This window comes from Enterococcus sp. DIV1411a (assembly GCF_050531945.1).
GTDB lineage: Bacteria > Bacillota > Bacilli > Lactobacillales > Enterococcaceae > Enterococcus_B > Enterococcus_B faecium.
In genome coordinates this window covers 1,422,969-1,435,997 of record NZ_CP172892.1, presented here as the reverse complement: position 1 = coordinate 1,435,997, position 13,029 = coordinate 1,422,969, and the positions used below count along the sequence as shown (strand labels likewise).

General features: G+C 38.3%; 13 protein-coding genes. All 13 read left to right on the top strand.

Going from position 1 to position 13,029, the window contains the following annotated elements:
- Positions 1–5: 5 nt before the first annotated feature.
- The 13 genes from IGJ87_RS06935 (at position 6) to holA (ending at position 13,027) form a co-directional block, all read left to right on the top strand.
- Positions 6–3,434, top strand: a complete 3,429-nt coding sequence (locus IGJ87_RS06935; protein WP_002288741.1) for a pyruvate carboxylase — start codon at positions 6–8, stop codon at positions 3,432–3,434.
- A 20-nt stretch (positions 3,435–3,454) separates the two neighbouring features.
- Positions 3,455–4,579 carry a CAP-associated domain-containing protein gene (locus tag IGJ87_RS06930; RefSeq protein ID WP_002298986.1) on the top strand — a complete coding sequence of 375 codons (1,125 nt, stop codon included), beginning with the start codon at positions 3,455–3,457 and terminating at the stop codon, positions 4,577–4,579.
- The gene (locus tag IGJ87_RS06925) at positions 4,560–5,006 is read left to right on the top strand and encodes a YlbF family regulator (protein WP_002298984.1); all 447 of its coding nucleotides are present in this window, start codon (positions 4,560–4,562) and stop codon (positions 5,004–5,006) included. Before IGJ87_RS06930 ends, IGJ87_RS06925 begins: the two co-directional genes overlap by 20 nt.
- Positions 4,990–5,328 carry a YlbG family protein gene (locus IGJ87_RS06920; protein WP_002295490.1) on the top strand — a complete coding sequence of 113 codons (339 nt, stop codon included), beginning with the start codon at positions 4,990–4,992 and terminating at the stop codon, positions 5,326–5,328. The genes IGJ87_RS06925 and IGJ87_RS06920 overlap by 17 nt, the downstream gene beginning before the upstream one ends.
- 129 nt (positions 5,329–5,457) lie before the next feature.
- Positions 5,458–6,018, top strand: coding sequence for a 16S rRNA (guanine(966)-N(2))-methyltransferase RsmD (gene rsmD / locus IGJ87_RS06915; RefSeq protein ID WP_002323577.1), 561 nt, complete (start codon positions 5,458–5,460; stop codon positions 6,016–6,018).
- Positions 6,015–6,506, top strand: a complete 492-nt coding sequence (coaD, locus tag IGJ87_RS06910) for a pantetheine-phosphate adenylyltransferase (RefSeq protein ID WP_002298982.1) — start codon at positions 6,015–6,017, stop codon at positions 6,504–6,506. Before rsmD ends, coaD begins: the two co-directional genes overlap by 4 nt.
- The gene (locus IGJ87_RS06905; protein WP_002298980.1) at positions 6,496–7,539 is read left to right on the top strand and encodes a SepM family pheromone-processing serine protease; all 1,044 of its coding nucleotides are present in this window, start codon (positions 6,496–6,498) and stop codon (positions 7,537–7,539) included. Before coaD ends, IGJ87_RS06905 begins: the two co-directional genes overlap by 11 nt.
- Before the next feature lie 158 nt (positions 7,540–7,697).
- Positions 7,698–8,426 carry a helix-hairpin-helix domain-containing protein gene (locus IGJ87_RS06900; RefSeq protein WP_025477425.1) on the top strand — a complete coding sequence of 243 codons (729 nt, stop codon included), beginning with the start codon at positions 7,698–7,700 and terminating at the stop codon, positions 8,424–8,426.
- Between the two features lie 115 nt (positions 8,427–8,541).
- Complete coding sequence (locus IGJ87_RS06895; protein WP_002297231.1) at positions 8,542–8,787, top strand: SGNH/GDSL hydrolase family protein; 246 nt, start codon at positions 8,542–8,544, stop codon at positions 8,785–8,787.
- The gene (locus tag IGJ87_RS06890; protein ID WP_002295502.1) at positions 8,784–9,002 is read left to right on the top strand and encodes an esterase; all 219 of its coding nucleotides are present in this window, start codon (positions 8,784–8,786) and stop codon (positions 9,000–9,002) included. Before IGJ87_RS06895 ends, IGJ87_RS06890 begins: the two co-directional genes overlap by 4 nt.
- A 135-nt stretch (positions 9,003–9,137) precedes the next feature.
- Positions 9,138–9,677 (top strand): ComE operon protein 2, encoded by a 540-nt coding sequence (locus IGJ87_RS06885; RefSeq protein ID WP_002295503.1) that lies wholly within the window; start codon positions 9,138–9,140, stop codon positions 9,675–9,677.
- Complete coding sequence (locus IGJ87_RS06880; RefSeq protein ID WP_002323575.1) at positions 9,670–11,943, top strand: DNA internalization-related competence protein ComEC/Rec2; 2,274 nt, start codon at positions 9,670–9,672, stop codon at positions 11,941–11,943. Before IGJ87_RS06885 ends, IGJ87_RS06880 begins: the two co-directional genes overlap by 8 nt.
- A gap of 37 nt (positions 11,944–11,980) precedes the next feature.
- Entirely contained in the window at positions 11,981–13,027 is a 1,047-nt protein-coding gene (holA, locus tag IGJ87_RS06875) for a DNA polymerase III subunit delta (protein ID WP_002324118.1), read from the top strand.
- Positions 13,028–13,029 lie beyond the last annotated feature (2 nt).

Genomic DNA, 13,029 nt, shown 5'->3' with positions numbered 1-13,029 from the left:
GTTCGATGAAAAAAGTTTTAGTTGCTAACAGGGGTGAAATCGCTGTACGTGTATTTCGTGCTTGTACAGAATTAGGAATTAAAACTGTTGGAATCTATGCAGAAGAAGATGAATATTCCGTACACCGTTTCAAAGCGGATGAAGCATATTTAGTAGGACAAGGAAAAAAACCGATTGATGCGTATCTAGATATTGAAGGGATCATTTCTATCGCGAAAGAATGCGGAGCTGACGCTATTCATCCGGGTTACGGTCTTTTGTCGGAAAACTTGAATTTTGCGCAACGGTGCGAAGAAGAAGGCATCATTTTTGTTGGACCCAAACTGCATCATTTAGATATTTTTGGAGATAAAATCAAAGCAAAAGCTGCAGCTATCGAAGCGGGGATTGCTTCGATTCCAGGCACAGATGGACCAATCGCTTCTATAGACGATGCCTTGGAGTTTGCGAAACAATACGGTTATCCGATTATGATCAAGGCAGCTCTAGGCGGCGGCGGACGCGGCATGCGTGTAGCTCACGATGAAAAGAGTGCAAGAGAGGGCTACGAACGTGCGAAAAGCGAAGCAAAAGCAGCCTTTGGTAGTGATGAAGTGTATGTTGAAAAATACATCGCTAATCCTAAACATATCGAAGTACAGATTCTCGGGGATACGCATGGAAACGTCATCCATCTTTTTGAAAGAGATTGTTCTGTTCAGCGCCGTCACCAAAAAGTAGTAGAAGTAGCGCCTTGTGTCTCTATGAATGAACAGCAACGTCAAAAAATCTGCCAGGCAGCTGTCCAATTGATGAAATATGTCGGGTATGTCAACGCAGGTACAGTAGAATTTCTTGTTGAAGGAGATGATTTTTACTTTATCGAAGTCAACCCTCGCGTCCAAGTGGAACATACGATCACAGAAATGATTACAGATATTGATATCGTAACAACGCAACTGTTGATTGCTCAAGGTTTGGATCTGCATAAAGAAATCGGATTGCCTCAGCAAGAAGGAATCAAATTAAATGGTTCAGCCATTCAATGCCGAATCACTACAGAAGACCCGTTGAATAACTTTTTACCAGACACAGGGAAAATCGATACGTATCGTTCACCTGGTGGTTTTGGCGTACGTCTGGATGTCGGAAATGCTTACGCGGGCTATGTAGTGACACCGTATTTTGATTCATTGCTAGTAAAAGTATGTACGCATGGTGCTACTTTTGAAACAGCCATTCAGAAAATGGAACGTTGCTTGAAAGAATTTAGAATCCGTGGAGTGAAAACAAACATTCCATTTATGCTCAATGTCATCACACATCCTGAATTCCAATCAGGAAATGCAAAAACAACCTTCATTGATAGTACAGCAACATTATTTGAATTTCCTCGACTACGAGACCGCGGAAACAAAACGATGAAATATATCGGTGAAATTACTGTGAATGGTTTTCCAGGTATCGAAAGTGGCGAAAAACCATTTTATGAAGAACCACGTATGCCTAAAGATCTAATCACAAGAACTGATTACGTAACGGCTAAGAATGTATTAGATGCGAAGGGTGCCGATGCTTTGGTCGAATGGATCAAAGGACAGGAAAATTTGTTGTTGACGGATACGACATTTAGAGACGCCCATCAAAGTCTGCTAGCAACTCGTGTTCGGACAAAGGATTTCAAGCAGATTGCACGTTTGACTGGAGAAGGTCTTCCTGAACTCTTTTCAAGTGAGATGTGGGGGGGAGCAACATTTGATGTGGCTTACCGCTTTTTGAATGAAGACCCTTGGCAACGGTTGAGAAAAATTCGTTCTTTAATGCCTAATACGTTGCTGCAAATGCTTTTCAGAGGTTCAAATGCCGTTGGGTATTCTAATTATCCTGACAATGTATTGGTGGAATTTGTCAAAGAAGCAGCAGCGCAAGGAATCGATGTATTTCGAATCTTTGATAGTTTGAACTGGACTCCACAAATGGAAAAAAGTATCCAAGCTGTACGGGATACTGGTAAAATCGCAGAGGCAGCTATTTGCTATACTGGCGATATCAACGATCCAAGTCGGGCAAAATACAATGTTCAGTATTATAAAGACATGGCAAAGGAACTAGAACAACTGGGTGCGCATATCATTGCAATCAAAGATATGGCTGGGCTGCTTAAACCGCAGGCAGCTTATCGTTTGATTAGTGAATTGAAAGAAACGACAGATCTGCCAATCCATCTGCATACTCATGACACCAGCGGGAATGGAATCATCACTTATTCTGCTGCTTCAAAAGCAGGAGTAGACATCGTTGACGTGGCAATGAGTGCAATGAGTGGGAATACTAGTCAGCCTAGCATGAGCAGCTTGTATTATGCACTGGTCAATGGTCCACGGCTGCCAGAAATCACGATTGAAAATGCACAGAAATTAAACCATTATTGGGAAGATGTGCGCATGTATTACAAACCGTTTGAAAACGGCTTGAATGCTCCTGAAACAGAAGTATATATGCATGAAATGCCAGGAGGACAGTATTCGAATCTACAGCAACAGGCAAAAGCTGTCGGATTAGGTCATCGCTGGGATGAAATCAAACAAATGTATCATACTGTCAACTTGATGTTTGGCGATATCGTTAAAGTAACTCCATCATCTAAAGTAGTTGGAGATATGGCACTATTTATGGTCCAAAATGATCTTACAGAAGAAGATATTTATGAAAAAGGCGAAACACTAAGTTTCCCTGAATCTGTTGTGACTTTCTTCCAAGGAGAACTAGGGCAACCCGTTGGCGGATTTCCTAAAAAATTGCAAAAGATTATTCTTAAAGGCAGACCTGCATTGAATGAACGTCCAGGTCTTTTGGCTGAATCAGTCGACTTCAACGAAGTAAAAAAAGAATTGGCAGAAAAAATTGGCTATGAACCAAAACAAGACGAAGTATTAAGCTATTTGATGTATCCGCAAGTCTTTTTGGACTATCAAAAAGCATATAATCAATTTGGCGATGTTACATTACTGGACACACCAACATTTTTCCAAGGTATACGTTTGGGTGAAACAATCAATGTACAAATCGAACGCGGAAAAACGCTTATCATTCGTTTAGATGAAATCGGAGAACCCGATATCGAAGGGAATCGCGTACTGTTCTTCAATTTGAATGGACAAAGACGTGAAATCACTATCAAAGATAATTCGATCATCAGTACGGTCCAAACCCGATTGAAAGCTGAACCGACAAACCGAGAACAAATTGGAGCAACGATGTCTGGTTCTGTTTTGGATGTATTAGTGAAAAAAGGCGATAACGTTAAAAAAGGTGATACGTTGATGATTACTGAAGCGATGAAGATGGAAACGGCCATCGAAGCACGTTTTGACGGAGAAGTCGCACATGTATATGTGTCTTCAGGAGACACTATTTCGTCTGGTGACCTTTTGATTGAAGTGACTGAGAAATAATAAGCGAAAGGTGGGGAAACATGAAAAGACTGGGTTTGTTTTGGCTGATTCTGCTATTAGTTATTGTGGCATTCTACATGGAACCAGTCTTGTTTCCGCCAAAACTTGAAGTGAAGGAAAACTCTGATCAACAAATAGCAAACCAAATGACAACGTGGAAATACCAGGAGCTTAAAGCAACTGGTTTTTCTACTTATATCGGAAAACCGATCGATCAGCTGGAAAAGGATTTTGGCCAAGCCTATGATCGATTAACTAGCGGATTTGGTTTTGAAACAAGATATTATGAAAATAAAGCTAGTCATCTCACATTTGAAGCGAACATCCAAGACAGCAGAGTCACAACTGTTAAAGTACTGCAAACAGGGCCTGCTGATATCGCGCCGTTTTATTTAGGGATGACGATGCAAGATCTTACGAAAATCACTACTATCTATACTAATTTCACTTTTGAGTACCATGATACAGAAGTTGGAATCGAACTAATGGAAGAGGATATGAATTACCGTCCGCTAATTGCTTTTGATAACGACACTTTTGCTATTTTATTTTTTGATCAAACAACAAACGGCCTATTTTCAGTTGTGTATTTAGATAAAGATAGTCTTTTGAAACTATTGCCATATCAAGTGTTTGGTGAAGGCCTTCCACATTATCAAGCAGATAAATCGGCTGATTGGGAATCAATCAATCGCGTTAAAGAACGAAAAAGTACGACTTTATTAAATATGCTTAGAAGAGAAGACGAACTTCCCATATACAATCAAACACTTGCCTTTCAAAACCACAGTCAGCTGCTACTACATGATTTTTTGACAAGGCCTGAGGAAATATTGTCAGAGGAACGTATGGCTGATTGGCAAAAATCGCTAGGCAGTGCTCAAACGACAGTGAAATTCTCACTGACGAATGATGAATTGGAGAAGTTAATCAGTAAACAAAAATTAGAAAATACTAGTGGGCTATTTATTCATCCGGCGATCGACGCTACTTTTTCGTTTTTATATTGGTACAGCGATCCTTACAACCATGACCGTTTCATGGACCCGGGAACGGATTCTGTAGGCATTGCTTTTTCTAAAGAAAATATGTTAGTCTTATTGCAAGAAGAAAACGGAGAAAGTAGTGATAGCAGTGATCGTTAACGAAGAGCTGTTTCAACTGGAGGATCAATGCCTCCGAGTCGCTGAAATGATAAAAAAGAGTAAAACGATGGCTTCTTATCTTGAACATAAACAGTCAATGGAAGAATCTGCAAAAGTTTGCCAGTTGAAAGAAGCGTTCTTGTCTAAGAAAGAAGCGTTTGAAAATGTAGCGGCATATGGTGAGTATGCACCTGATTATCGTGAAAAAAAACGAGCTGTTCGAAAAGCAAAAAGACAGCTTGATATGGATGAGCATGTTGCAGCTTTCCGATATAGTGAAACACAGCTGCAAAGTCTGTTGGATCAAATTGTCCAAGTACTTGCCGAAGAAGTTTCTAATGAAATCAAAGTAGATGCAGGTAGCCCGTTTTTTGAAACGAAAAAACACTTTGGATGCGGAGGTAATTGTCATGCAATTAGACAATAGTGAATTTGAAATAACAAAACGACGCGGGCTGATCGTATGGGTCTACAGCTTAAAACAATTAAAGAATCTGAAAAAGTTCGGCTTGTTGCATTATGTCTCAAGAAGAATGAAATATGTCGTGCTTTACTTAAATGAAGAGACATTTGAAGAAACAGAAGAACGAATCCGTAAATTACATTTTGTTCGAAACGTGGAACGTTCTTACCGACCGGATATCGAAATGAATTTTGCCGAAAAAATAGGAAACAAAACAGTATTAAAAGACGAAGGTTTCGAAATCGAAGAGCTAAATACAGAAATCCGATTAGCTGAACATCTTTAAAAATCTCTTATGAGCAGTTTTTAAATAAAAAATAACTTGGATAACGATCGATTTTTGATCATTGTCCAAGTATTTTTTTGTCTTTTTTTTGGTATACTAGTACCAGTACCATTTCTAAGGAGTGAGTAGATGCGGATAATATCAGGAAATTATGGCGGGCGCCGTTTAAAAAGTTTAGCAGGGGCGAACACCAGACCAACTACAGATAAAGTAAAAGAATCCATATTCAATATGATTGGACCATATTTTGATGGAGAGACAGTATTGGATCTGTTTGCAGGAAGCGGTGGTTTAGCTATCGAAGCAGTATCTAGAGGCTGCAGTCATGCGGTATGCGTAGACAAAAATTACCAAGCGCTAAAAATCATCAAAGAAAACATCGAAATTACGAAAGAACCAGAGAAATTTACCACAATAAAACTTGATGCGGACAAAGCAATCGAACGACTAGCAGCGGAGAAACAACAATTCGACTACTTCTTTCTTGATCCGCCATATGCAAAACAAAAAATAATCGATCAAATCCATAAAATGGAAGAACTGGGACTTTTTTCTAAAACCGCAGTTATCGTATGCGAAACGGATAAAACAGTCGAATTGCCAGAAACTGTGGCTGGATTCCATCAAATAAGAAAACAGATTTATGGCATAACGGCCGTAACTATCTATAGAAAAGAGGGAAATCAATGAAACGTGCATTATTCCCAGGAAGTTTTGATCCTTTTACAAAAGGTCACTTAGATACGGTGGAACGTGCGGCTAAATTATTCGATGAGGTAGTAATTGGTGTTTTTATCAATACTTCAAAGAAAAGTTTGTTTCCCCCAGAAGAAAGAGTGACATTGATCACAAAAGCTGTTTCTCATCTTCCTAATGTAAAAGTCATGAATCAAGAAAATCAATTGACGGTAGAAACAGCAAAAGAGATTGGTGCAGATGCGTTGATCAGAGGCATACGAAGTATCAAAGACTTTGAATATGAACGAGAGATTGCTCAGATGAATCATCATCTATATGATGAATTGGAAACTGTCTTCTTATTAGCAAAACCAGAATATAGTCACGTGAGTTCCAGTATTTTAAAAGAAGTACTGCACTTTGGCGGAGATGTGAGCAGCTACTTACCGCCAGTGATCAACGAAGCTTTAGCTGGAAAGCGTGAATCAAATGAAAGCTAAACAATGGTTGAAAACAGTACTGATTATCATATTTGGAATGTTGATCATTGGATTTGTAGTAGTTCCCTTGCCGTATTATGTAGAATCACCGGGAGCCACGATCGATCTGAAAGAACTAATTACGGTCAATGATAAGGAAGATAAAGGTTCTGGGTCTTTCTCTCTTACCTCTGTTGGTATCAGGCAAGCTACAGGTTTCTTAGCTTTAAAAGCTAAAATGACCCCTTTTGAAGAATTGATCAGTGAAGAAGAATTGACTGGTGGGGCGACAAATGAAGAATATAATCAAATGCAGCAGTATTATATGGATTCTTCCCAAAATGCAGCAATCGAACAAGCGTTAAAACTTGCAGACAAGCCTTATAAAATGGAATTCAAAGGCGTATATGTCATGAGTGTAGAGAAAACATCGAATTTCTTTGGCAAGCTTTCAGTTGGAGATACAGTAACAAAAGTAGACGGGAAAAGCTTTCAAAGTACAGAAGCATTTATGGATTATGTAAAAAGCCAAAAAGTTGGACAAACAATCGAAATCAGTTATTTGCATAATGGTGAAGAAAAAACAGCTTCTGGTGATCTGATCGAGTTACCAACAGATAAAAAGGCAGGAATAGGTATCACGCTTACTGACCATACCGAGATCGAATCAGATACAGATGTTCGTATTAATTCTGGCTCTATCGGTGGGCCATCAGCGGGATTGATGTTCACTTTAGAAATCTATGAACAAGTCACTGGTAAAAACTTGCGACATGGTAAGCAAATTGCAGGAACTGGAACGATCAACAGTGAAGGAGAAGTTGGCCGAATCGGAGGAATCGATAAAAAAGTGGCAAGTGCGGATAAAGCTGGCGTAGAGATTTTCTTTGCACCAGATGATACGATTTCAGTCGATGTTAAGAAAGAATATCCTGAAATAAAAACCAACTACGAAGAAGCAAAAGCTGCCGCTAAAAAATTGAATTCCTCAATGAAAATCGTACCAGTAAAAACAGTACAAGAAGCGCTTGACTATCTAGAGAAAATGAAATGAAACTAAATAATTAAAGAGGGGTTGTGACACGAGTTCTGTCACACCCCCTCTTTTTCGTCAAAAATCTTCACGATAAAAATAAAAACAAAAGAAAAAATTGACGTAATTAGATGTTGAAGGGACGATTTTGCCAGAGCTCACTGTTTCTTCAATTTTAAATGAAAGGAGTAATGAATGATTTTTACTGGTCATTCTTTGAAAAAAGAACAATGATAGAAAAAATCAGCAAGAAAATACTAGCTTCACCCAAATTGATCATTTGGATGTCTATGATAGTTCTTATCTTTTGTATCGCAAGTGGTTTTTTATTGTCAAATCTGCTATTTTATAGAGAACCAGAAGAGACTGCTGCAAAAGAAATACTTTCTCCGTTTAGTTCCAGTGGAGAAGATCCATCAGCTGAAGGAAACGATGTAGAAGAGGATGCTCGTCCAAAGGTCATGTACACCGATATCAAAGGAAGTGTGAAGGAGCCTGGTATCTATTCCTTTTCTTCAGAAGAACGGGTCTATGATGTACTAAAGCGTGCAGGTGGATTATTAGAAGAAGCGGATAGCGATCGAATCAACTTTTCTGCGAAGATAGAAGATCAGCAAGTCCTATATATCCCTGCTGTAGGTGAAGAGCTGCCAGAACATCTTGATCAGTTGGCATCCTCGGAAGGAAAACAGCCTACAGCAGATTCCGAGCCTCCCAAAATAAATATCAATACAGCCACTCCATCAGAACTTCAGCAGATTCCTGGGATCGGATCAGTCAAAGCGCAAGAAATCATTCGATTTAGAGAAGAAAACGGATCCTTCCAGAAAGTGGAAGACCTGCAGGAGATTTCTGGTATCGGTGAAAAGACAGTTGAAAAACTAAAAAACTTCGTTACAATTAAATAGAATGATTCAAAATCGACTGGCACGAGCAATAAATGGACGCTAATGGATACTAAGAATAATCCAATTCTAAGAGCTTGGCAGGACGAGGAGGTAGTATTTTTGGATAGGAAATAGCTTGATTGTTCGCAAAGAAACATTAAAAAAACCAATGCTGAATGTCTATCTCCAAAATAAAATATCTGGGATTCATATTATGAATACGGCTGTCAGCGGCAATAACAGTCAAGCTCTACGAGAACGCTTTGCCAAAGATGTACTTAGCTATACAGCAGATAAAGTATTTATTCTCATTGGGACGAATGATCTAGCAGAGCATAAACAACTTTCTAAAGAAACGTACCAAAAAATCTGCAGTGGATGATAGTTCAGCTGAAAAAAGACTATAGTTCTGATCATGCTTTCTTTATCACGCCACCAGCAGTCGATGAGACAAAACAAAAATATCGGAATAACAAGTTGATCAAAGAATATATCTCTGTTCTCACAGAAGTAGCAAAACGCCATGATTGTGAAGTATCGATTTTTATACGGAATTTCTTGAACAAATGGATTCGAAGAATTTTTATAATGGGCTAATGGATGACGGACTTCATTTCGGCAGTGAAGGGTAGGATCTTTTGTCAGACAGGATGATTCGTTATATTTAAAGAATATTTTGTTTAAGCAATGAGTACTTTTTAATCAACTTGAAAAAAGGGAGGAATATAAAACATGTTAGAAAAATCTTCAAAAGCATGCGATACGAATAAAGAAAAAGTTACTGATAAGTCACATAATGAACGCATTCCTTGGGACCAGTACTTTATGGCTCAGGCAGTACTGTTATCTTTACGTAGTACGTGTACACGTTTAGAAGTAGGAGCGACACTCGTTCGAGAAAAAAGGATCATTGCTGGCGGCTATAATGGAGCAGTCAGTGGAGATGTCCACTGCATAGATGAAGGGTGTTACGTCGTGGATGGACACTGCTTGCGAACGATCCATGCAGAGATGAATGCACTCCTACAGTGTGCAAAACTTGGTATCCCGACGGAAGGTTCAGAAATCTATGTCACACATTTTCCATGTTTGGCCTGTACAAAGGCTTTGTTGCAAGCTGGTGTGAAAGGGATCAATTATCTCCATGACTATCGAAATGATCCTTATGCCCAAGCGTTGATCGAACAATTAGGTGTATCTGTACACCAAGTTGCTTTAGACTCACAGCATTTTTCAAAACTTCAAAATGAATTAACAGGAAAACATGTCTAGCGTTTTAGAAAGGCATGTTCGAAATCGGTTGATTTTTCCGGCAATTACGTCGATGATTATCTGTTTGTTGTATTACACTGACAATTGGGGTTATCGTTTGCTTCTTGCCGGAATTTTTTTATGGTTTTCGCTAAAAGAAGGACGTTTTATCGCGTACTTGTGTATTTTGTGTAGCATAACGGTATCCATTTCTTATAGGCTACAAGAGTATTCATTTTTAGAGGAAAAAACAACATCTGCGCAAATTACTGTATTTACAGATACGATTCGTGCAAATGGTAATTTTTTGACAATGGAAGGAAGGTTATCAGAGAATAAACAAAAGCTCCAGCTTTCTTATCAAGTAAACACAGAAGCAGAATTGAAAACATGGCTTAACTTCCGAGGAAAGGGAATAGAATTGACTGCTGAAGGCGAGTTCATCTCTCCAGCAAAAAAGCGGAATCTTTATAATTTTGACCAAGAAGCTTACTTCAGGAACCATAGAATTTCTGGACGGTTCCAAATTCAAAAGATTGAACAGATCACCATGCAAAATCACTGGCGAAACTGGCTTCAGAGAAAAAGAGGATCTTTTATCTCCTTTGTCCAATCTGAATTTCCGCAAAAAACAAGTGTATATATTAATTCTTTATTATGGGGCTATAAAGATGCAGGATTCAGAGAATCAGAAGAAATTTTTAGGGAGAGTGGTTTGCTGCATCTGTTCAGTCTATCGGGTCTACACATCCAATTTTATTTAGGGTGGCTGTATTATTTATTTCGACGTATCGGATGGCCACTACACGTCAGTATTATTCCGTTGAGTCTACTAACTATCTGTTATGTTTCTATTGCAGGAAGTTCTATTTCTGTTTTGCGTGCTAGTTTGCTGTTTTTATTGCGATTGCTAGTCAAATTGCTGAATAAGCATTATTCCACCATGGACTTATTTGCAGTTGTCTTTTGGCTTCTTTTACTATTTGATCCTCGATTTCTTTTTCATGCGGGTGGACAGCTTAGTTTTTTCATGAGTTTTTTGTTTATCCTGATTTCTTTTGATGGAGATTGGTTGAAAAAAACGGCCTCTCACGTCCTGTTTACTATGATCACGATGCCGTTGATTGTATGGCATTTTTATGAGTGGCCTATTTTAGGTAGTCTTTTTACATTACTGATTGCACCGGTATTCAAGTTTCTTTTTCTTCCTGGTGTGTTATTTCTCACACTCTTCAATCGCTGGCTGCCGGAAACTTTACTATTGCTGATAGAAGAGGGATTAATCTTATTTGAGCGAATAATCGATTTTTCTTCAGGGTCGTCTCTCATTATAGGACGTTTGTCCCTTGTGCTATCTGGGATGTATATTTTCGGATTACTGATTTGTACGGATAGGTTGAAAGAACAACCTGTGAAACACTTGTTTTATGTTGGTCTTTTTTCTTTTATTTTTTTGACTTTGCCATTTTTACGCTTTTCTTCAACGATCGCTTTTATCGATGTCGGTCAAGGAGACAGTATCTTTTTGCAAAGTCCTTTTCGAAAAGAAACGATTTTGATCGATACTGGAGGTCAGTTACACTTTGAAAGAGAAAAGTGGGCGCAAGGTATGATACGTCCTCCTGCTGAAAGAAATATCGTTCCATATCTAAAAGGTCAGGGGATAAGTGTAATCGATAAACTCATCTTGACACATGACGATACGGATCATGTGGGAGAATTACCCACGTTATCTCAGCATTTTACTATCAAAAAAATTTATATCGGTTGGGGCGCTGGACGAAATGAGCCATTACAAAGGCATTTATCTGAAGCTCAAAAAAATGGTACTGAGATCATTGAAATCAAACATGGGGACAGGATCAGCGGTTATTATGATCTTTATGTATTGACTCCTTTTGAAAAGGGAGAGGGAAGAAATGAAGATTCGATTGGTCTATGGATGGAATATAACAATAGGCGCTTTTTATTTTTAGGAGATTTGAATCAAGCAATGGAAAAACAATTGCTTTTGATTTATCCTAATCTGAAAGCCGATGTAGTCAAATTAGGTCATCACGGTAGCCGTACGTCAAGTAACACAGATTTTCTTTCCCATATTGAAGCAAAACATGGGATTATATCCTGCGGCGTAAATAATCGTTATGGTCACCCGCACAGCGAAGTATTGGAGACACTAGAAGAAAATCAGATAAAAACATGGCGAACGGATCAACAAGGAATGATCACCTATCGCTGGCATCCAGTTTTTCATCCTCATGGGCTAGTGGAAACAATGATAGACTAGTAATTCTCATCTGCTCATGGTAGGATAATTTTTGAAAGTGGTGAGTAATTTGAGTATACAAGCAGAGTTACAAAAAATACGTAAAGAAAAACTTGCATCTTGTTACTTGATTTTAGGAACAGAAAAGTTTCTCCAAGATCAAGTTCGGACAGAGATTGTCAAAAAAATCCAATTAGAGGGCGAAGATGACTTAAATTTTTTAAGTTTTGACATGGAAAATGCAAGTTTAGATGAGGTAGTAGCTGAAGCAGAGACGTTGCCGTTTTTCGGAGATCAACGGTTAGTATTCGTAGAGAATCCTTATTTTTTAACAGGTGAAAAAGTAAACAATGGAATCGAACAAAATACTGATTTATTGACGGCTTATTTGAAAGAACCATTAGAATCGACTGTATTAGTATTCTTTGCGCCATATGAAAAGTTGGATGAACGGAAAAAAGTAACGAAACAATTGAAAAAAACAGCAATCATCGTCAATGTCCAACAGTTGAATGAAAAAGAAGTACGTCAATATCTGATGAATACCTTAGAGAATACCTCAATCAAAATGGAACGAAGTGCAATTGATTTATTCTTGAGGTTGACCGACTTAGATTTATCCAAAATGATGAGAGAGTTACAGAAATTGGTCCTTTATGGACAAAATCAACAGCAAATCACGGTAAGAGAAGTAGAAGAATTAGTTCCTAAAACGTTAGAACATAATATTTTTGACATGACCCAATATATTTTAAAAGGGAAGACGGAACAAGCTTTGCGTTTATACGAAGATTTAGTTATGCAAGGGGAAGAAACAATCAAAATTAATGCGATTTTGCTTTCTCAATTACGTTTATTTTTACAGACAAAATTTCTTGTAAAGATTGGTTATCAGCAGGCAAATATTGCTGAAACATTGAAAATCCATCCATATCGTGTAAAACTTGCCATGCAGGAAGTAAAAAAATTCGATGAACATTTGCTGGTACAGTTGTTTGATCAATTAGTTGAGATGGATTATCAAATCAAAACGGGACAAATCGAAAAAGAATTAAGTTTTCAACTATTCGTTTTGCGCACAGGGCAGTTGTTAAGAAATCGATAAGA